We start from the raw sequence: 19242 nt of genomic DNA on the forward strand, positions 1-19242 counted from the left end.
CTGCATCGCCGGCATGATCATGCCGCGGCAGGGGTCTCCCATGTCGCAGCCGCTCCCGCGTCCTCATCGCGTTGCGCATTGCACGCGTCGAAATGCGCCTTCAGCGCGACCTCGGCGAGATATTCGAAATGTTCGGCCTGGCCGAGGAGTTCCCAGTTCTGAAGCGGCCTGTAGGCAGCCTGCTGTCGGCAGAGGGACGCCAGCGCCCGGTAGCGACGTACGTTCTCCATGAGACCCTCCCTCGCGTTCACCGCGCTTATTGTCCTGATTTGCGTCAGGCCGATGGCGTTTATGCAAAACATTTGCTGCGTGCACAACGCGCCTAACCTGGGTTAACTTTCGAGAAGACCCAGTAAGAATTTTAGTTCCAAACGTCCGCGTGGACTCTGACCCACGCGCTAGGCGTAGAGGCGGCGCTCCACGGTCACGCCGACCAGGTCGAGATAGCGCTCGATCAGCTCGGGCCGGCCGACGAGGTAGCCCTGCATCTCCTCGCAGGCCTCGCGCGCCAGGAAGGCACGCTGCGCTTCCGTCTCCACGCCTTCGGCGACAACAGGGATATTCAGCGCATGCGCAAGGCTCAGGACCGCGCGGACGATCTCGGCCGATTGCGGCGTCGCCTCGAGATTGGAGATGAAGCTGCGGTCGATCTTGATCTTGTCGAACGGAAACCGGCCTGGAACTGGACCGGCGACAAATTGACCGCGACCTGTAACGGCCGCGGCCAGGATGCCGCCTCGCGGCAGGCCTCGCGCAGCACCCATTCGCCGATCTCGACGATCAGCCCGTTCTCCTCGGCAAGCGGAATGAACTGGTCCGGCGGCACGAAGCCCCGCGTCGGGTGATCATTCGCTGGCGGTCGCGCTCGCTCGCCGCATAGGCCGCGCTGACGAGTTCGCCCAGCTTGACCACGTCGACTCGTCCGCTGGCGTCTGTGGCGCAGCGAAGCTGTTCGGCGAACAGGCGATGCATGCTCACGCGATCGCTCCGTGCCGCGCGCAGGCCGCATGCCTGCAAATGTCCTCGATCCGCATCCCCGCGCACTCTCGCACTTCTAGAGCGCAGTTTGCGACGCTTAGAGTTGCGCGGGCGTTAATCGAATTTTCGCCTCAGGCGCGTTGGTTACCCCGGCCTGAAACAGCCAATGGGTTTATATAGCATCCCCCGTAGAACTCCGGGGCAAAGTGCCATGCCTTGGGACAACCGTTACGCCGGGACTTTCGATGCTTACGCCTCCCGTAGTCTACCGGATGCGACCTCCTTCGCCCACGCGCTTCGGCTGCACGGAACTATGTTGCAGCTTGGGAACCCGGCCGGCCTCGGCGGCGATGCGAATGGCGGCGATGTTGGCGGCATAATCGGCGCTGCCCTTGCCGCGGAACACGGCGGAGCCCGCCACCAGCGTATCGACGCCGGCGGCGGCAACCGCAGCAGCGTTGTCGCGCGTGATGCCGCCATCGACCTCGAGCCGGATCGGCCGGTCGCCGATCATGCCTCGGATGCGCCTGATCTTTTCGAGCTGGGATTCGAGGAAGGCCTGGCCGCCGAAACCCGGATTGACCGTCATCACCAGTACGAGATCAAGGCGATCGAGCACATATTCGATCGTGCTCTCCGGTGTCGAGGGACAAAGGCTGACGCCGGCCTTCTTGCCGAGGGCGCGGATCGCCTGCAGCGAGCGGTCGAGATGCGGACCCGCTTCGGCGTGAACGGTGATGACGTCAGCGCCGGCCTTCGCGAACGCCTCGAGATAGGGGTCGACCGGCGCGATCATCAGATGCACGTCGAAGACCTTCTTCGTCAGCGGCCGGATCGCCTTGATGACGTCGGCGCCGAAACTGATGTTCGGGACAAAATGTCCGTCCATCACGTCGCAATGGATCCAGTCGGCGCCGGCCGCATCGATGGCCGCGATCTCCTCGCCGAGACGCGCGAAGTCTGCGGCCAGGATCGAGGGGGCAATGAGGATCTCGCTGGTCATGCCTTCACGCTCCTTTCCGCAGCCGGACCACCGCTGAAGACGCGGCTTGCAAGGACATCCGCCGGGTCGATGGTTTCGAGATCGGCGACATCGAGCATGCGGTTGAGGTCGGACACCAGACGATCGGCCTGCCGCAGGCGGATGCGATCGACCGCGTTGCGGATCGAGCGGGCGTTGGAGAAGAACGGCTGGGTCCGGCGCAGGGCGATGTATTTCTCGAACGCCTCGCGGGCCGCCGCCGAGAAGCGATAGCCGCGCTCCTTCAGCATCAGCTCGGCGATGACGAGCAGCTCGGCCTCTGCATAATCAGGAAATTCGATGTGGTGCGCGATGCGCGAGCGGAAGCCGGGATTGGAGGCGAAGAAGCTCGTCATCCGCTCGCCATAGCCGGCGAGGATCACGACCAGGTCCTCGCGCTGGTTCTCCATCACCTGGAGCAGGATCTCGATCGATTCCTGGCCATAGTCGCGCTCGTTGTCGGGACGATGCAAATAATAGGCCTCGTCGATGAACAGCACACCGCCCATCGCCTTCTTCAGGATCTCCTTGGTCTTCGGTGCGGTGTGGCCGATATACTGGCCGACGAGATCGTCGCGCGTCACCGAGATCACTTGCCCGCGTCGCACGAAGCCGAGCCCGTGCAGGATCTTGGCCATGCGCAGCGCAACAGTTGTCTTGCCGGTGCCGGGATTGCCCGTGAACGACATGTGCAGCGTCGGCGGCGCGGCGGCAAGGCCCGCGCGCTGCCGGATGCGCTCGATCAGCAGCAGCGAGGCGATCTGGCGCACGCGGTTCTTCACCGGCCTGAGCCCGATCAGCTCCTGATCGAGCTGTTGCAGCGTATCGGTGATCCCGGCCGCTTCGGCCTCCTTGCGAAGATCGAATTGGGTCTCGCTTTGATCGGTCGTCGTGGCATGGGGGACATCGAGCATCGGCACCTCGAAGAAAAGAGCTTCGCCGCGAGGGAGGCGGCGAAGCAGTGGTCCGCCAAGGATACGGAGCAGGGAGAGCTCCGCGCGGAGCGAGAATGGCTATTGAGGGGCGTGGGCCGCCGGCTTTCGCACCGTGGTGTAGCGGATCGCGCGTCCGGCCACTTCCTGCCGCACCAGCTCGAATTCCGCTTCCTGGGCCGGCCGGTTGACCAGGAACGAGATCCGCACCGACTCCCAGCCATGACTGGAATCGAAGCCGCTGATCCGGATGTAGCTGTTACCATACACCCTGCGGCATTCGGCGAGCTCCATCATCACACCAGCGGCGTCCTGGAGATCGAACATCGGCAGGCCCCACATCTCCCAATAGGTGTTGCGAGGATGCGGGTCGTCGGTGAACTCGATGTTCACCGCCCAGCCGTTGCTGAGGCAATACTGCACCTGACTGGTGATCTGGTCGTCGGTCAGATCCGGCAGGTACGAGAAGCAGCCTTGAGTTAGTTTGCCACCTTGGGTCAGTTTCATGTCAAATCTCCTCAAACGGTTTCCAGCGCCGTCGGCACGAAGTCCGGCGTGTCGGTGGACTGATAGTTGAAGGTGACGTCCTTCCAGACATCGAGCGCGGCCTTCAGCGGCGTACAGGTCTGGGCCGCCTTGGCCAGGATCTCCGGGCCCTCGTGGACGTAGTCACGGCCTTCGTTGCGGGCGAGGATCATCGCTTCCAGCGCCACGCGATTGGCGGTCGCGCCGGCCGCAATCCCCATGGGGTGGCCGATGGTGCCGCCGCCGAATTGCAGCACGACGTCCTCCCCTAACAGGTCGAGCAGCTGGTGCATCTGGCCGGCATGGATGCCGCCGGAGGCCACCGGCATCATCTTGTTGAGGCTCGCCCAATGCTGGTCGAAGAACAGGCCGTGCTCGAGCTTCATCGGGTTGAAGTCCTCGCGACAGACATCGTAGTAGCCGCGCGTGGTGTTGGGGTCGCCTTCGAGCTTGCCGACCACCGTGCCGGCGTGGATGTGGTCAACGCCGGCGAGCCGCATCCATTTGGCGATGACGCGGAACGACACGCCATGACTCTTCTGCCGCGTATAGGTCGAGTGACCGGCGCGATGCAGATGCAGGATCATGTCATTGCGCCGTGCCCACTTGGACATGGACTGGATCGCGGTGTAGCCGATCACGAGGTCGATCATGACGACGACCGAGCCGAGCTCCTTGGCGAACTCCGCACGCTCATACATGTCCTCCATCGTCCCCGCGGTGATGTTGAGGTAAGTCCCCTTCACCTCGCCGGTGGCGGCCTGGGCGCGGTTCACCGCCTCCATGCAGTAGAGGAAACGCTCGCGCCAGTGCATGAAGGGCTGCGAGTTGATGTTCTCGTCGTCCTTGGTGAAGTCGAGCCCGCCCTTCAACGCCTCGAAGACCACGCGACCGTAGTTGCGGCCCGAAAGCCCGAGCTTCGGCTTCACCGTTGCGCCCAGCAGCGGCCGGCCGAACTTGTCGAGCCGTTCGCGCTCGACCACGATGCCGGTCGCCGGTCCCTGGAACGTCTTCACATAGGCGACGGGAAAGCGCATGTCCTCGAGCCGCAGCGCCTTGAGCGGCTTGAAGCCGAACACGTTGCCGATGATCGAAGCCGAGAGGTTGGCGATCGAGCCCGGCTCGAACAGGTCGAGATCGTAGGCGATGTAGGCGAAATACGAGCCCGGCGTGCCCGGGACTGGATCGACGCGGTAGCATTTCGCGCGATATTTCTCGGCTGCGGTCAGGCGATCGGTCCACACCACCGTCCAGGTCGCGGTCGAGGATTCGCCGGCGACCGCAGCGGAGGCCTCGATCGGGTCGACGCCTTCCTGCGGCGTGACGCGGAACAGCGCGATCACGTCGGTGTCCTTTGGCGTGTAGTCGGGCTCCCAATAGCCCATGCGCTTGTATTCCATCACGCCGGAGCGATAGCGCTCTTTGCCGCGGACTGTGCCTGCATGTGCGTTCATGTCTCTCTCCTGCTCTTCTCTCTCTGAATGATTAGGCGGCGACCGGCTCGCGGGCATCGATGCGCGGATCGAGCTCGCCGGCGCGATAGCGGCGCGCCATCTCGCTCATCGGGACCACCTTGATTTTGCTGGCATGGCCCGCGGTGCCGAACTGCTCGAACCGTTCGCGGCACAGCTCTCGCATCGCGTCCATCGCGGGCTTGAGGAATTTGCGCGGATCGAACTCGGAGCGCGCCTGCGCGGCCACTTTCCGGAACACCGCGGTCATCGCGAGACGGCAGTCGGTGTCGATATTGACCTTGCGGACCCCACTCTTGATGCCGCGGACGATCTCCTCGACGGGCACACCCCAGGTCTGCGGCATCTCGCCACCGAACTGGTTGAACATGTCCTGCAGTGGCTGCGGCACCGAGGAGGAGCCGTGCATGACCAGATGCGTATTCGGCAGCCGGCGGTGGATCTCCTCGACCACCCGCATCGCCAGAATGTCGCCATCTGGCTTGCGGCTGAACTTGTAGGCGCCGTGCGAGGTGCCCATCGCGATCGCCAGCGCATCCACTTTCGTGGCGCGAACGAAGTCGACGGCTTGATCAGGGTCAGTCAGCAACTGGTCGTGGCTGACCTTGCCCTCGACGCCGTGACCGTCCTCCTGCTCGCCGCCACCGTGCTCGAGCGAGCCGAGCACGCCGAGCTCGCCTTCGACGGAGGCACCGACCCAATGGGCGAGATCGACGACGCGGCGCGTGATCGCGACGTTGTAATCATAGTCGGCCGCAGTCTTGGCGTCAGCCTTGAGCGAGCCATCCATCATGACCGAGGTGAAACCGTGGGCGATGGCCGAGGCGCAGGTTGCTTCGTCATTGCCGTGGTCCTGATGCATGCAGAGCGGGATGTCCGGATAGGTCCGCTCCAGCGCGTCGATCATGTGCGAGAGCATGAGATCGCCGGCATAGCTGCGCGCGCCGCGCGAGGCCTGGATGATGACGGGCGCGTCGACCTCGGCCGCCGCCTGCATGATCGCGATGCCCTGCTCCATGTTGTTGATGTTGAACGCCGGCACGGCGTAACCGTGGCTTGCGGCGTGATCGAGCAATTGGCGAAGGGTGATACGGGCCAAGGGTCGTCCTCCTTATTGGCTCTTGCGGGCGATCGCCCGGCGGGCCGCTTCCGCAATGCTTTGCGGTGTGATGCCGAATTCGCGGTACAGCACTGGTGCCGGCGCCGAGGCGCCGAAGCCGCGCATGCCGACGAATTCACCGTTGGTGCCGATCCAGCGCGACCAGTCGCCCTGCACGGCCGCCTCGATGCCGACGCGCGGCGCGGTGCCGAGCACAGAGGCGCGGTAATCTTCCGGCTGCTCCTCGAACAGCGCGAAGCAGGGTGCGGAGACCACAGCGGCGCGAATGTGCTCGGTCGCGAGCAGGCGCGCGGCTTCCATTGCAATCGACACTTCCGAGCCGGTTGCGATGAGCGTCACGTCACGACCGCCATCCGGCGAGACGACGAGATAGGCACCGTTCGCGACGCGGTTTCTGCCACGCGCATCGCTGCGGAAGGTCGGCAAGGCTTGCCGCGACAGGCACAGCACGGACGGACGATGCTCCGCCGTAAGCGCGCAATCCCAGGCCTCCAGCGTCTCCACGGCGTCAGCCGGCCGGAACACGAGCAGGTCAGGAATGACGCGCAGCGCCGCGAGATGCTCGACCGGCTGGTGCGTCGGGCCATCCTCTCCGAGCCCGATGGAGTCGTGGGTCATGACATGGACGACGCGCAGCCGCATCAGGGCCGCAAGGCGGATCGCGGGCCGGCTGTAGTCGGAGAACGCGAGGAACGTGCCGCCGTACGGGATGAAGCCGCCATGCAGCGCGAGGCCGTTCATCGCAGCGGCCATGCCGTGCTCGCGAATGCCATAGTGGATGTAGTCGCCGGCGAATGCACCGCTCCTGACCGGCGCCTGCGCCTTGGCATGCGTCAGGTTCGAATGCGTCAGGTCCGCCGAGCCGCCGACCAGGCCGGGGATCGTCCCGGCGATGGCCTCGAGCACCTGTTGCGAGGCCTGCCGCGTCGCGAGCTTCGGCCGTTCGCTGGCAAAGCGCTCGCGCAATTTCGCGGCGGCCAGCGCATAGGCGGCCGGCAGCGCGACGGCTTTGCCCTCGACGAACAGGTCGCGCTGCTCTGGCGTTGCGTCTTCATAGCGATCGAGCCAGGCGAGACGATCGACCTGCCCGCGCTGCCCGATCATCCGCCATGCCTTCTGGATCGTGACAGGCACCACGAAGGGCTGATAGTCCCAGCCAAGCGTCCGGCGCGCCGCCGCCGCCTGCTCGGTACCGAGCGGTGCGCCATGCGCCTTCTCGGTGCCCTGCCTATCAGGCGCGCCATAGCCGATGATGGTGCGGCAGGCGATCAGCGACGGCTTTGCGGTCTCCCGCTCTTCGGCGATCGCCTGCGCCACCGCTTCGGGGTCGTGCCCGTCGACACGGCGCACCGACCAGCCGGAGGCGGCGAAACGCGCGAGCTGGTCGTCCGATGTCGCGAGCGAGGTCGGACCGTCAATGGAGATGCCGTTGTCATCGAACAGCACGATCAGCCGGCCGAGCCCGAGATGGCCGGCGAGCGAGATCGCCTCCTGGCTGATGCCTTCCATCAGGCAGCCATCGCCCGCGATGATATAGGTGAAGTGATCGACGAGCCCGTCGCCGTGCCGCGCATTGGCCATGCGCTCGGCGAGCGCCATGCCAACAGCGGTCGCAATGCCCTGCCCCAGCGGTCCCGTCGTGGTCTCGACGCCGGGCGTGTGACCATATTCGGGATGCCCTGGTGTCTTCGAGCCCCACTGCCTGAAGGCCTTGATGTCGTCGAGGCTGACATCGCCGCCGGTGAGGTGCAGCAGCGCATAGAGCAGCATCGAGCCGTGGCCCGCCGACAGCACGAAGCGGTCGCGGTCCGGCCAGTTCGGATGGGCGGAGTCGAATTTCAGGAAGCGCGAGAACAGCACGGTCGCGACATCGGCCATGCCCATGGGCAGGCCGGGATGGCCGGACTGCGAGGTCTCGATGGCGTCGACCGCGAGGAAGCGGACGGCGTTGGCGAGATCGTTATGCGTGACCGCCGTGAGGTCGGCTTCGGCGTGGACGGAGATGTTCATCGGATTCTCTCCCTGTTCACTTCAGGCTGCGCTTGCGCTCGATGAGTTGCATGATCAGCGGCGTCAGGATCAGCTGCATTGCGAGATCGAGCTTCGCGCCGGGGCACACGATCGAGTTCGCGCGCGACATCCAGCTCTGCGGCAGCATCGAGAGCAGATAGGGGAAGTCGATGCCGCGCGGATTCTTGAAGCGGATCACGACCATCGATTCGTCCGGCGTTGGGATCCAGCGCGCGATGAACGGATTCGAGGTATCGACCGTCGGCACGCGCTGGAAGTTGATGTCGGTCTCGGTGAATTGCGGGCAGATGTAGTGGATGTAGTCGGGCATCCGCCGCAGGATCGTGTCGGTGACGGCCTCGGTCGAATAGCCGCGCGCGCTGCGGTCGCGGTGCAGCTTCTGGATCCATTCGAGGTTGATGACGGGCACGACGCCGATCTTGAGGTCGGCATAGCGCGCGACGTTGACCTTGTCGGTGACGACGGCACCGTGCAGGCCCTCATAGAACAGCAGGTCGGAGTTCTCCGGCAGCTGCTTCCAATCGGTGAAGGTGCCCGGCGCCGCGCCATGCAGCGCGGATTCCTCGGCGTCGTGCACGTAGTGCCGCGTCACCGCGGTGCCGGTCTCGCCGTAGTCACGGAAGGCGCGCTCCAGCTCCTCGAACAGGTTGGTCTCGGGGCTGAAATGGCTGAAGTGCTTGTTGCCGCGCTCGGCTTCCTTCGCCATCTGCGTGCGCATCTCGGCGCGGTCGTAGCGATGGAAGGCGTCGCCTTCGATGTAGGCGGCGTTGACCTTCTCGCGGAAGAAGATCTGCTCGAAGGTCTTCTTCACCGAGGTCGTGCCGGCGCCGGAGGAGCCGGTGATCGAGATGATCGGGTGCTTCCTGGACATGCGTCACCTCGCTCAGAGTCGAAAGAATCCGCGCCGCGCGAACAGCGGCGCCGAGACGCTGGCAACCAGCAGCGGATCGCAATGCAATTCCTCGACGCGCCGCACCTCGTTGCTCGAGCCCATGATCAGCGGCACGCGCTGGTGCAGGCTCTGTGCGGACAGGTCGAGGATGCGCTCGCGCCCGGTCGAGGCCGAGCCGCCAGCCTGCTCGATGACCATCGCCATCGGATGCGCCTCGTAGGTGAGGCGCAGGCGGCCGTCGCCATAGCCGGGCCGCGCGTCCGAGGGATACAGGAACACGCCGCCGCGGGTGAGGATGCGATAGGCCTCCGCGACCAGCGAGCCGATCCAGCGCATGTTGAAATCATGGTTGGCGGGCCCCTCGACGCCGGCGAGGCATTCGTCGATGAAGGCGCGCACCGGCGAGTCCCAATGCCGGCGGTTCGATGCGTTGATCGCGAACTCCTCGCAGGCCTCGGAGATCTGCACGGCGCTGCGCGCGAGGCGGAAGCAGCCGGCCTTGCGGTCGAGCGTGAAGATGTCGACGCCGTCGCCGAGCGTCAGCACCAGCGAGGTCTGCGGCCCGTAGGTGACGAAGCCGGCCGCGAGCTGCGCCGAGCCGCGTTGATGGAAGGCGAGCGCGAGATCGTCGGGCGCGGGCAGGATCGAGAAGATCGTGCCGACGGTCATGTTGATGTCGATGTTGGAGGAGCCGTCGAGCGGATCGATCGCGACGCAGATTCGGCCGTCGCGGTCGCCGATCTGGGGCTCACGCATCTCTTCCGACGCCAGCGCCGCGACCGGCAGCTTGCCGAGGCAGCGGCGCAGGATCGCATCGGCCTGCACGTCGAGATCCCGCTGGACGTCGCCGTCGCTATTGCGGCCCGTCGTCAGGCCCGAGGCGTCTGCCAGATCGCCGCTGGCAATGAGGTCCGCGATCTCGATCGCCGCGGCCGCGATGGCATCGACTGCGGCCGCCACCGCCAGCGCGTGGGGTGCGGTTTCTGAATACCGTTGAAGGTGGTCGTCCAGCCTGAGTTGCCCGGTCATTTGCGTCCATCCCCTGGGCCGGCGCCGCGTCCATTGCCCTCCACGCTGGAGGTCGGTGCGGTCAGTCCCGGCACCAGGAGATTGACAGGGGCAGCTTAATAAGGAAAATTTCTATTCATAATGAGTGCCAAAGAATTTTCTTATAATGGCTCCGGCCATGCGGCGGCCCAGCTCCGGCATCTGACGATCCGGCAGCTTCGCTCGCTGGCGGCGCTGTCGGCCAAGGGCAGCGTGACGGCGGCCTCCGGCCATCTCGGGCTGACGCAGCCGGCCGTGACCCAGCAGCTCCGGCAGCTTCAGGACCTCGCCGGCCTGCCGCTGGTGCAGCGGACCGGCGACGGCATGCTGCTGACGGAGGCGGGCAAGGAGGTGCTCGCACTGGCCGAGCGGGTCGAAGCCGCGATCATGGATTGCCAGGGCGCGCTCGACCTGCTTGCGGGGCGGACCGGCGGCACGGTGCAGCTCGGTGCGGTCTCGACCGCGAAATATTTCGTGCCGCATGCCATCGCGGCGTTCTCGAAGCGGCATCCCAAGATCGAGATCAAGCTCACCATCGGCAATCGCGAGGAGATCCGCGAGGCCATGCACGGCTACGACCTCGATTTCGCGGTGATGGGTCGGCCACCGGCCGACGTCAGCGTCGACGTCCGTCAGCTCGGACGCAATCCGCACGTCATCGTCGCGCGCAAGGGGCACTGGCTGGAGAAGGATTCCGGTCTCAGCCTGACCGATCTCGTGCACGAGACCTTCCTCACCCGCGAGCCCGGCTCGGGCACGCGGACGCTGATGGAGGGCATGTTCCAGAGGTCGGACCTCGAACCGATCATCGGCATGGAGATGAGCAGCAATGAGACCATCAAGCAGGCGGTGATCGCCGGGCTCGGCATCGCCTTCATCTCGGCCCACACGGTCGCGCATGAGCTCACCGAGGGCCGGCTCATCGTGCTCGATGTCGCCGGCCTGCCGATCGTCCGCCAGTGGTACGTGATCCGCCGCAGCGACAAGGTGCTGCTGCCGCCGGCGCAGGCGATGTTCGATTTTCTTGGTTCCGAGGGGTCGAACTATCTGCCCGTCGTGCCCGAGCTTGGCGGGCCATAGCCCGCCGATGGCTACGCCATCAGCTTCATCGCGATCGTCGCCGCCAGAATGACGATGATCTGCAGCAGGCGCTCGGTCGTGAAGATGCGGTTGAAGGTGGTCATCGCTCGCCCCCGGCCTCCCTAAAGGAGATCTCGATCCCGATCGGGATGTTGCTAGCACAAGCGGGCATCGAGACAACTCCGTAGTCGCCCCGGGTCGCCCGCCCCCGACCGGGCCGATTGCGCCCCGCCCTGCGCGGTCAACGATCAGGCCGCAAGCGGAGCGGCGTAGTCCATGCGCGTGGCGAAATAGGCTTCCAGCTCCGACAGCGCCCGTGCTTCCCACTCCCTCGCCTGCTCCAGCAGCGACCAGCTCTGGCCCGGGCGGAATGCGGCGGTCTGGCGATAGAGCGATGCGATGCCGCGATAGCGGCGCACGTTCTCCAAGATGGCGTGACCGTTCATGTCCGAAAACTCCCTCGTCATTCCCGGGGGAGAAATTGCGGCCAAATCTTTTTCGAAAAGTTAGCGGCGCGCGGCAAGCTCGCGCATGGTTGCCGGACTGTTGCGCGTGCGCAACGTGCAGGCTCGCGCAATGCCGATTTATTGCGAATTCGTTGCCGCGCTCTTGCCCGAAGGCTTCAGCCCGCCGCGGCTGTTGATCGTCACCGTCTTCCGGCACAGATCGGCAAGGCCGATCAGGAGCACGGCGAGCAGGCAGAACAGGTTGATGGAATCGGCGTTCGCGCTGGTCAGCGGGGTGAACGCGAAGAACGGCGGCATGAACGCCCACCACACCAGCGGAATGGTGAGCAATGCGGCGAACGCCGCCGCCGGCACGCCGGCGACAAGCGCGAGCACGAACAGGCCGGGCAGGAACGCTGCGAAATAAAGCTTTGCGCCAAGCGCGACGCAGATGCCCTGAAGCAGGGCCGACACTGCGACGATGACGAGTCCCAGCAGAAACGCCTGCCACGACCATGGCCGTACCCGCGGTACGCCAAACAGCCCCGCACGCCTCATCAGCCTCCCCCTGCCGCCCGTTAACCAGGTCCGATTGCGACGAAAGTACTACAACTGCAACCAAACCGCGAGATGGAAATTGCGGCACACAAGGCATGGCATGGCCGCATGTCCGCGGCTTGGTAAACACCCGCATCGGACAATTTCCGTCCCGGCCGGCCGCTACTCGGTGGCCGCATAGAGCAGGCCCGCGACGGGCAGAGCGAGGCCAATGGCCGATGCGAGCATCCAGCCGCCCTGCGCGAAGGCCCAGGCGCCGATCGCGGAGCCGGCGGCACCGGCCGCGAAGAACGTCGCCATATAGAGGCCGTTGAGGCGGCTGCGCTGCTCGTGCCCGAGCGTAAAAATGGCGCGGAAGCCGAGCACGACATTGCCCTGCACGCCGATATCGATGGCAATCGCGGCGACGACCAGGCAGGCGAGGTTCAGCATCGAGCCCGGCGCACCGATATAGGTCGCGAGGAAACCCGCGGCCGCGAGCAACATCGCAACCAGCGTCGCGATCCGGCTATGGCCGCGATCGGCGAGCCGGCCCGCGATCGGAGCTGCGAACACGCCGGCCACGCCGGCAAGGGCAAACAGCGCGATGCCGCGCTGGGAGAAGCCGAACGCGCCGGCGAGCTGGAGTGGCGCCACGGTCCAGAACAGCGTGAAGCAGCTGAACAGGCTCGCCTGATAGAGCGCCCGGCGCCGGAGCAGCGGCGTGGTGCGGGCCAGATGCGGCATCGACAGCAGCAGCGTGCCGTAGTGCATGCGCGCGACGGGCTTGCGCCTCGGCAGCGCCATCCAGAGCGCGGCCGCAAGCACGATCATCAGCGCGGCGGAGGCGAAGAACACCGCATGCCATGACGAGGCCGCGGTGACCAAGCTCGACACCGGGCGCGCCAGCATGATGCCGAGCATCAGGCCGGTCGAGACGTTGCCGACAACACGGCCGCGGATAGCTTCCGGCGCCAGATGCGCCGCATAGGGAATGATGATCTGAACCGCGACCGAGCCGAGCCCGATGAACAGCGCCGCCACCAGGAAGGGCAGCGCATGGGTCGAGAACGCGGCGGCGAGCAGCGCCGCGGCGCCGAGCGTGATGACCGAACAAATCAGCGCACGATTCTCGACGAGATCGCCGAGCGGCACGATGAAGAGCAGCCCCACGCCATAGCCGATCTGGGTCATGGTCACGATCAGCCCCGCCGCTGCATGCGACAGGCCGAGCGCGGCACTGATCGGGGCGATCAGCGGCTGGGCGTAATAGAGATTGGCGGCGACCATGCCACAGGCCGCGGCAAGCACGAAGGTCAGGCGCTGCGACACCGCATCCGGCTCGGGTGCGGTCTCGATGGTGGCATTCATGGTCATTTACGCAGTCTCCAGTATATCGGGAACGATCATTCCCTAATAGGACATGAATTCAGGCGAGCAGCTTCATCGCGACGCCGACGAGGCGGGGCCCGTCGAGCGGCAGGCGCGCCTTGCCGACGACGCGCATGCCTTGCGTGATGCAGATCATTAGTCGCGCAGTGTCGCCGGCATCGACATGGCCCGGAATCGAGCCGTCGGCCTGGCCCTCGCGGATGAGGCCGGAGATGAAGTCTTCATTGGTCTTGAGCTGGGTATCGACGCGCGCCCGGATCACGGGATCGACCGCCGACAACTCAACGGCGCTGCCGACCACGAGGCAGCCGCGCCGTCCCTCGATGCCCTGGGAATGTTCGGCATAGGACAAGAGGACGTTGCGCAGCCGCTCGCGGCCGTTTTTGCCGCGCCTCGCCGCGCTGCGGGTCTGCTCCTGGCGCAAGCCGGTGTAGCGCTCGAAGGCGGCGAGAAATACGGCATGCTTGTCGCGAAACGCCTTGTAGACGCTGCCGGTCGCCAGCTGCATCGCCGCGGTGAGATCGCCGATCGAGGTGGCGTGATAGCCGCGCTCGCGAAACACGCGCAGGGCACGGTCAAGCGCAACGTCCATGTCGAACTCCCGGGGACGACCGGGCGGACGGACGGTAGGCTGGGAACGGCGGGCAGCTTTTTGCATTGCGAGATAATAGGGAATGATTGTTCCCGAATAAAGACACGTGGTTGTGATTGTGGGTCCAGCCCCTCTTCGTGTCCCGGACAAGCCGGGCGATGACAGTGAGTGTGTGTCGCAGACACGCCTTCGCATCCTCGCGGCTGATTTCGCCCGAGCTTTGCTTGATCTCTCCCCCTCGAAGCCAAGAGGGCGCAGGGAAGGCCGGGTGCCGGCTGGCACCCGCGGTCCGCTGCGCGAAAGGTAGCGCAAAAGAACCGCACAGCAGCATACAGGTGAAGCTCAACACACGGCCTTCCCTGCGCAGTGGTTGGACGGCTTATGCCGCGCTCTCCTGGGAGCCGAATTCCTTCTGGCCTCCCTCACCCCAACGGAATTCACCGGCGTCGCGCCGGTTGACGCGATCACCGCCTCCGCAAGAGCTTGGCCGTAGCAACGACGGCCAGGACCACACGGTTTTGCCGTACGCGCGGCCCGCCATTTCGCCGCAGTTTTCCCGGCCCTGTCGACGGAGCCGGAAACTTACAGACGAGACGAACCTGACAGCGCCGTTCGTCCGCACGATGCCTAAAGGGCTCACGGAGAGCAATCCGCCCTGCCCTCAAGCTCTCGCGCCCGACGCTGCCGCGTCCACCGCAAGCCCGGCTCGCGAAAATGACGACCACATGATCGCCCCTCAAGGATGAGCCGGGATGGGCGACACATACGACAAATCCGAATTTCGGTAAAGCGGAATATTTTCGGTGCGGCGGGTTGACAGCCGGGCGACACAGCCCGGTCGCGTAGCCCGGATGGAGCTACAGCAACACGGGCCAACGAAAAGGGCGGCGCAAAGCACCGCCCTTCTGCAAAATCCGGAAGCGGATCTGACCGAGAACTACGGCCGCTCGATACGACCGGTATCAGTAGCCCGGATCGTAATAATAAGGACCACCGCCGTAATAGCCCGGGCCGCCATAGTAAGGACGCGGGCCATAATAATAGTGGTTCTCATAATAGTCGCGGCGCCGCTGCTCGGCGATCACCCCGCCGATGATGCCGGCGGCCGCGCCCATGAAGGCGAGACCCGCGGCGCTCGGTCCACGTCGATAGTAGTGGCGACGACGCGCCGCGCTGAAATCCGTGGCGTCGGAGGACGCCTGACCTGCCGTCACAGCCTTGGTGGACGCCTGGGCCGGCCGAGGAGCTGCCGCAGCCGAGGGCGATACCGAGGTTGCGAGCAGCGCCAGGCCTGCGCATGCGGCCAGGACGGTGTTGCGGCCTGCTGCGGAAATCATGAGTCTGCTCATCTTGACCTTCCTCTGCTTTCGCCCAATCACATCCATGCAAACCGTCCGTAACGCGCAAACCACTGAATTGGTTTCAGGATCGCGGCAATCTGCCACGCTTTGAACGATTGTAAACCGAACCATCCGATCCAGCTTGCGCCACTCAACCTGAGCGGATAATGAACAGCCGCGCCGTTTTTCGGTGGCCGTAAGCGTTCACGTGAACCAACGCATCAACCGACGCCGTCGGAATCGATGCCAATTTCCAGGGTTCAACGTGACTGACGCGTCCTTTTCCTCAAGAGAAATCAGATGATTGCGGTTCGCAAACTGCCGGCGCGCTATGCGCCGATCGTGATGCCATTCGTGCTGTCCATCCTCATGACGGCCGTGGTGTCGGTCATTTCGACGCTGCGGAGCCTCGGCGCAACGCCGGCGTTCCTGGTCACCTGGCCCGGCGCCTGGGGCCTGTCATGGCTCGTCGCCTTCCCAACGCTGCTCGTGGTGCTGCCGCTGGTCCGCCGGATCGTGGCCTGCCTCGTCGCGTCCCCGTCTCAACCAGGCCGATAGAAGGCGCGGACGGCGGCGCACCCAGCACGCCGTCCCGCCTCAACGCTTTACGACAACGCCCCCAGCACGCCGCGCGTGGCCTTGTCGATCTCCTCGACATAGCGGCGGCGCGCGAAGTTCTCGGTGAGGAAGCCGACCACCTTGCGGCTGTCGGTGGAATCGACCACCGCCAGCATCTCCGCCTCCGCCTCGTCGAACACCGCCATCGCCGACTTCACGTTCATTTCCGGGATCAGCACGATGTCGATCAGGCGGGCGAGCTCGATCACCTGGATGTCGTCTGCGATGGTGTCGAGATCGCTGGAGTACAGGTCGGGCAGCAGGACGAGGCCGACATATTCGTCCGCGTTGTTGACGATGACTATACCTGGCCGCGACCCCAGCGCGAATTCGCGGCGCACAGCCGCGATCGTCGTGGTCGAAGGCACTTTGCCGACGTCCGAGCGCATCAGGCGCTCGACGGTGAGATTGCGCAGCCAGCCGACGTCATTGGCGCTGCGGATGGTCTCGCCGCGCAGATGCAGGCGCCAGGTCGAGAAGGAGTGGCCGAACATGAAGCGCACGCAGATCGAGGTGACGATGCAGCCGGCCAGCACCACGGCGGTGACGTCGACATTGCGGGTCATCTCGAGCACGAGGAACGACATCGTCAGGGGGCCGCCGACGATGGCAACGCCCAGCGTCGCCATGCCCGTCAGCATCGCCACCAGCGGATCGATCACGAAGTTCGGACTGATCAGTTCCAACAGCTCGGCGAAGAACTTCCCGATCAGGCTGCCGACGAACAACGAGGCGAAGAACAGGCCGCCGCGGAAGCCCGAGGCGAGCGAGATCAGGCAGGCCGTCACTTTCAGGGCGATGATCAGCGCGATCAGGCCGATCGTCATGTCGTGAAACAGATCGAGCACCATGGCGCCGTGGCCGGCCGCCAGCACCTGCGGCGTGACAATCGCAAAGGCGCCGACGATGAGGCCGCCAAACACCGGACGAAGCCAGACCGGCAGCCAGGCGAACAGGCGCTCGAACATCGGCGAGGAACGCATCACGGCGATACCAACGCCGCTGGTGATGAGGGCGAGCCCGATCAGCGCCAGGTACTGCTCGACGCCGACGGAGCTGACCTTGGGTATCTCCAATGAATACGGTGCGCCGCCGAGCCATTGCGCCGTCAGCGCGCCCGCCAGCGAGGCCGCGAGGATCGGCGCGGCGCTGCCGACCGAATAGACGCCGACGATCAGCTCGCAGGCGTAGAAGGCGCCGGTGATCGGCGCACCGAATGCGGCCGCAATCGCGGCGGCCGCACCGCAGCCGACCATCAGGCGAAGATCGTTGCGGCGCAGATTGAAGAACTTGCCGAGCAGCGAGGCGATGCCCGAGCCGATCTGGGTATAGCCGGCCTCGAGCCCGACCGAGGCACCGCAGCCGTTGGAGATCAGCGTCTGGCTCGACACCACCACGCTGTCGCGCATCGAGAGATTGCCGCCGCGCAGCGCGTTGGCCTCGATCGGGTCGACCGCGTTGGAGATCTTCATCCGCCGCCGCGACCATTCCATGATGCCGAGCGCCAACCCGCCGAGCGCAGGCGCGAGCAGCGCGGCCCAGGGGCTCACGCGCGCATTGGCCGACAGGCGAACGTCGACGGGAATGCCGTAGATCACCACATGGGCGATCTGCGCGATCTCGGCCATCAGCGTCACGACGGCGCCGGCAAGCGTGCCGATCACGAGCGCCAGCGGGATCAGGTAGAACTCGTTGCTGCGCAGCAGCGCGCGCAGCCGAACCATGGTGCGGTTCGTTCCCTTGCGATCGACGAGATGCCTGATCCGTACGAACACCTTTTGCCCGCCCTACCCTTCCGACAGGCCGTAGCCGGCCATGCGCTGGCGGACCCGCTCGATCTCGTCACTGGAAAGCAGCGGCGGTTGTCCGATCTGAAGGCAGCCGTGATACTGCCGCGCCAGCGTCTCGACCTCGACGGCGAGCCACATCGCCTTGTCCAGCGTCTTACCGATCGCGATCATGCCGTGATGGTCGAGCAAACAGGCGAACCGCCCCTCCAGCGCCCGCACCGCGTGCTCGGACAGTTCCTCCGTTCCGAAGGTGGCATAGGGCGCGCAGCGGATGCTGTCGCCGCCGGCAGCCGCGATCATGTAGTGCACGGGCGGGATCTCCATGCCCATGATCGCCAGGATGGTGCAATAGGTCGGATGGGCGTGGACGACGGCGTTGACGTCGGGCCGCGACTTCAGGATGTCGCGATGGAAGCGCCATTCGCTGGACGGCTTCTGATGGTGCGCATGCGAGCCGTCCATCGCCATGAACACGATCTGGTCCGGCGTCATGGCGTCATAGGGCACGCTGGTCGGCGTGACCAGAAGCCCGTCCGCATGCCGGACACTGATATTACCCGAGGTGCCCTGGTTGATGCCGAGCGCATTCATGCGACGGCAGGCGTCGATGATGGCCTGTCTCTTGGCGAGCTCGTCCGCTGTCATCGACATCCCGATTTCCTGCGCTGGTGAAAGGGGAAGTACGTCAAAGCAACATGGCAGTGCAAGCGAAAGCGACCGATCCGTCCGCCATCTTGACGGCGCACGCGCAACTTCTCGAAATAGACCGTAAAATCAACAAATTAACAGATTGTCGCAGGCCTACGAAAGGCTCGCCCGGACAGCCGCAACGCCGTTGATCACGAACTGCACCGAATAGGCGGCGAGCAGCATGCCGAGCACACGCGAGAGCACGGCGTTCCCGGTGCGCCCGAGGGTGCGGGCGATCAGACTTGCGGAGAGAAAGCAGAGCATGCAGAGCAGGCACACCGCCAGCACGATCGCGATGATGATCGCGAGCCGCGCTCCATAGCCGGCGTCGCCCGACAGGAGCAGCGTGGTCGCGATCGCGCCGGGGCCGGCCATCATGGGGATGGCCAGGGGAAACACCGCGACGTCGGAGGCATGCTCCGAGGTCGCCTTGTCGGCCTCGCGGGCCTCGCGATGCGGGCGGTCGCCGAAGATCATCTGGTAGGAGACGCCGAACAGCAGCAGCCCGCCGGCGATCTGGAAGGCGGGGATGCCGATCCCGAGCTGGCGCAGCAGCCAGTTTCCGACCAGCGCGATCACGACCAGGATCGAGGCCGCGATCAGCGGCGCGCGCAGCGCGATCGTCCGCTTGACCTTGTCGGGCATGCCGGAGGTCGCGGCCAGGAAGGCCGGCGCAAGGCCGACCGGATCGACCACCAGCAGCAGCGTCACGAAGGCGGACAGGGCGAAGTCAAGCATT

The 19242-nt window shown here is 65.3% G+C and carries 20 protein-coding genes and 1 pseudogene; 2 read left to right on the forward strand and 19 right to left on the reverse strand.

Annotated features, from left to right (window positions below; genetic code table 11):
• Positions 1-17: 17 nt before the first annotated feature.
• The 11 genes and pseudogenes from JQ592_RS04470 to JQ592_RS04520 form a co-directional block, all read right to left on the reverse strand.
• Positions 18-230, reverse strand: a complete 213-nt coding sequence (locus JQ592_RS04470) for a hypothetical protein (protein ID WP_211401681.1) — start codon at positions 228-230, stop codon at positions 18-20.
• Between the two features lie 168 nt (positions 231-398).
• Positions 399-844, reverse strand: a pseudogene (locus JQ592_RS04475) (EAL domain-containing protein); the annotation flags it as partial.
• Positions 781-978, reverse strand: a complete 198-nt coding sequence (locus JQ592_RS04480; RefSeq protein ID WP_211401767.1) for a hypothetical protein — start codon at positions 976-978, stop codon at positions 781-783. The gene JQ592_RS04480 and the pseudogene JQ592_RS04475, both read right to left, overlap by 64 nt.
• Positions 979-1243: 265 nt before the next feature.
• Entirely contained in the window at positions 1244-1981 is a 738-nt protein-coding gene (gene rpe / locus JQ592_RS04485) for a ribulose-phosphate 3-epimerase (protein WP_211401682.1), read from the reverse strand.
• Positions 1978-2913 carry a CbbX protein gene (cbbX, locus tag JQ592_RS04490; RefSeq protein WP_211401683.1) on the reverse strand — a complete coding sequence of 312 codons (936 nt, stop codon included), beginning with the start codon at positions 2911-2913 and terminating at the stop codon, positions 1978-1980. The genes rpe and cbbX overlap by 4 nt, the downstream gene beginning before the upstream one ends.
• 99 nt (positions 2914-3012) lie before the next feature.
• Positions 3013-3438 (reverse strand): ribulose bisphosphate carboxylase small subunit, encoded by a 426-nt coding sequence (locus JQ592_RS04495; RefSeq protein WP_211401684.1) that lies wholly within the window; start codon positions 3436-3438, stop codon positions 3013-3015.
• 11 nt (positions 3439-3449) lie between these two features.
• Entirely contained in the window at positions 3450-4910 is a 1461-nt protein-coding gene (locus JQ592_RS04500; RefSeq protein ID WP_211401685.1) for a form I ribulose bisphosphate carboxylase large subunit, read from the reverse strand.
• 31 nt (positions 4911-4941) lie between these two features.
• Positions 4942-6027 carry a class II fructose-bisphosphate aldolase gene (fba, locus tag JQ592_RS04505; RefSeq protein ID WP_211401686.1) on the reverse strand — a complete coding sequence of 362 codons (1086 nt, stop codon included), beginning with the start codon at positions 6025-6027 and terminating at the stop codon, positions 4942-4944.
• Between the two features lie 12 nt (positions 6028-6039).
• The gene (gene tkt / locus JQ592_RS04510) at positions 6040-8058 is read right to left on the reverse strand and encodes a transketolase (protein WP_211401687.1); all 2019 of its coding nucleotides are present in this window, start codon (positions 8056-8058) and stop codon (positions 6040-6042) included.
• 16 nt (positions 8059-8074) lie between these two features.
• Entirely contained in the window at positions 8075-8950 is an 876-nt protein-coding gene (locus JQ592_RS04515) for a phosphoribulokinase (protein ID WP_211401688.1), read from the reverse strand.
• Positions 8951-8962: 12 nt separating this feature from the next.
• Positions 8963-10000 carry a class 1 fructose-bisphosphatase gene (locus JQ592_RS04520; protein ID WP_211401689.1) on the reverse strand — a complete coding sequence of 346 codons (1038 nt, stop codon included), beginning with the start codon at positions 9998-10000 and terminating at the stop codon, positions 8963-8965.
• A 120-nt stretch (positions 10001-10120) separates the two neighbouring features.
• Here JQ592_RS04520 and JQ592_RS04525 point away from each other — a divergent pair, with 120 nt between their 5' ends.
• Entirely contained in the window at positions 10121-11098 is a 978-nt protein-coding gene (locus tag JQ592_RS04525; RefSeq protein WP_211401690.1) for a LysR family transcriptional regulator, read from the forward strand.
• Between the two features lie 248 nt (positions 11099-11346).
• On the opposite strand, the gene JQ592_RS04530 is transcribed toward JQ592_RS04525, so the two are convergent.
• From JQ592_RS04530 to JQ592_RS04550, 5 genes are all read right to left on the reverse strand, one after another.
• Positions 11347-11544, reverse strand: a complete 198-nt coding sequence (locus JQ592_RS04530; RefSeq protein WP_211401691.1) for a hypothetical protein — start codon at positions 11542-11544, stop codon at positions 11347-11349.
• A 138-nt stretch (positions 11545-11682) separates the two neighbouring features.
• Positions 11683-12102 (reverse strand): DUF4118 domain-containing protein, encoded by a 420-nt coding sequence (locus JQ592_RS04535; RefSeq protein ID WP_211401692.1) that lies wholly within the window; start codon positions 12100-12102, stop codon positions 11683-11685.
• 162 nt (positions 12103-12264) lie between these two features.
• Positions 12265-13458, reverse strand: coding sequence for an MFS transporter (locus tag JQ592_RS04540; RefSeq protein WP_211401693.1), 1194 nt, complete (start codon positions 13456-13458; stop codon positions 12265-12267).
• 52 nt (positions 13459-13510) lie between these two features.
• A complete protein-coding gene (locus JQ592_RS04545) occupies positions 13511-14131 on the reverse strand; it encodes a TetR/AcrR family transcriptional regulator (protein ID WP_211401694.1) in 621 nt (206 codons plus the stop codon).
• An 896-nt stretch (positions 14132-15027) separates the two neighbouring features.
• Positions 15028-15414: a hypothetical protein gene (locus JQ592_RS04550; protein ID WP_211401695.1), complete on the reverse strand. Its 387-nt coding sequence runs from the start codon at positions 15412-15414 to the stop codon at positions 15028-15030.
• 291 nt (positions 15415-15705) lie between these two features.
• On the opposite strand from JQ592_RS04550, the gene JQ592_RS04555 reads away from it, so the two are divergent.
• On the forward strand, positions 15706-15963 hold the full coding sequence (locus JQ592_RS04555; RefSeq protein ID WP_211401696.1) for a DUF2798 domain-containing protein: 258 nt from the start codon (positions 15706-15708) through the stop codon (positions 15961-15963).
• Between the two features lie 47 nt (positions 15964-16010).
• On the opposite strand, the gene JQ592_RS04560 is transcribed toward JQ592_RS04555, so the two are convergent.
• The 3 genes from JQ592_RS04560 to JQ592_RS04570 all read right to left on the reverse strand — a co-directional run bounded on the left by JQ592_RS04560 (position 16011) and on the right by JQ592_RS04570 (position 19241).
• Positions 16011-17798 (reverse strand): chloride channel protein, encoded by a 1788-nt coding sequence (locus JQ592_RS04560; RefSeq protein ID WP_211401697.1) that lies wholly within the window; start codon positions 17796-17798, stop codon positions 16011-16013.
• A 12-nt stretch (positions 17799-17810) separates the two neighbouring features.
• A complete protein-coding gene (locus tag JQ592_RS04565; protein WP_211401698.1) occupies positions 17811-18464 on the reverse strand; it encodes an L-fuculose-phosphate aldolase in 654 nt (217 codons plus the stop codon).
• Between the two features lie 150 nt (positions 18465-18614).
• Positions 18615-19241: a MarC family protein gene (locus tag JQ592_RS04570; protein WP_211401699.1), complete on the reverse strand. Its 627-nt coding sequence runs from the start codon at positions 19239-19241 to the stop codon at positions 18615-18617.
• Position 19242 lies beyond the last annotated feature (1 nt).

This window comes from Bradyrhizobium iriomotense (genome assembly GCF_018129405.1).
GTDB lineage: Bacteria > Pseudomonadota > Alphaproteobacteria > Rhizobiales > Xanthobacteraceae > Bradyrhizobium > Bradyrhizobium iriomotense_B.

Coding starts and splice junctions, on each gene's coding strand:
- JQ592_RS04500 (WP_211401685.1), bottom strand. CDS start 4,910: ATGAACGCACATGCAGGCACAGTCCGCGGCAAAGAGCGCTATCGCTCC.
- JQ592_RS04530 (WP_211401691.1), bottom strand. CDS start 11,544: ATGAACGGTCACGCCATCTTGGAGAACGTGCGCCGCTATCGCGGCATC.
- JQ592_RS04520 (WP_211401689.1), bottom strand. CDS start 10,000: ATGACCGGGCAACTCAGGCTGGACGACCACCTTCAACGGTATTCAGAA.
- tkt (WP_211401687.1), bottom strand. CDS start 8,058: ATGAACATCTCCGTCCACGCCGAAGCCGACCTCACGGCGGTCACGCAT.
- JQ592_RS04470 (WP_211401681.1), bottom strand. CDS start 230: ATGGAGAACGTACGTCGCTACCGGGCGCTGGCGTCCCTCTGCCGACAG.
- JQ592_RS04515 (WP_211401688.1), bottom strand. CDS start 8,950: ATGTCCAGGAAGCACCCGATCATCTCGATCACCGGCTCCTCCGGCGCC.
- JQ592_RS04535 (WP_211401692.1), bottom strand. CDS start 12,102: ATGAGGCGTGCGGGGCTGTTTGGCGTACCGCGGGTACGGCCATGGTCG.
- JQ592_RS04550 (WP_211401695.1), bottom strand. CDS start 15,414: ATGAGCAGACTCATGATTTCCGCAGCAGGCCGCAACACCGTCCTGGCC.
- cbbX (WP_211401683.1), bottom strand. CDS start 2,913: ATGCTCGATGTCCCCCATGCCACGACGACCGATCAAAGCGAGACCCAA.
- rpe (WP_211401682.1), bottom strand. CDS start 1,981: ATGACCAGCGAGATCCTCATTGCCCCCTCGATCCTGGCCGCAGACTTC.
- JQ592_RS04555 (WP_211401696.1), top strand. CDS start 15,706: ATGATTGCGGTTCGCAAACTGCCGGCGCGCTATGCGCCGATCGTGATG.
- JQ592_RS04525 (WP_211401690.1), top strand. CDS start 10,121: ATGAGTGCCAAAGAATTTTCTTATAATGGCTCCGGCCATGCGGCGGCC.
- JQ592_RS04570 (WP_211401699.1), bottom strand. CDS start 19,241: ATGCTTGACTTCGCCCTGTCCGCCTTCGTGACGCTGCTGCTGGTGGTC.
- JQ592_RS04545 (WP_211401694.1), bottom strand. CDS start 14,131: ATGCAAAAAGCTGCCCGCCGTTCCCAGCCTACCGTCCGTCCGCCCGGT.
- JQ592_RS04540 (WP_211401693.1), bottom strand. CDS start 13,458: ATGACCATGAATGCCACCATCGAGACCGCACCCGAGCCGGATGCGGTG.
- JQ592_RS04495 (WP_211401684.1), bottom strand. CDS start 3,438: ATGAAACTGACCCAAGGTGGCAAACTAACTCAAGGCTGCTTCTCGTAC.
- JQ592_RS04565 (WP_211401698.1), bottom strand. CDS start 18,464: ATGTCGATGACAGCGGACGAGCTCGCCAAGAGACAGGCCATCATCGAC.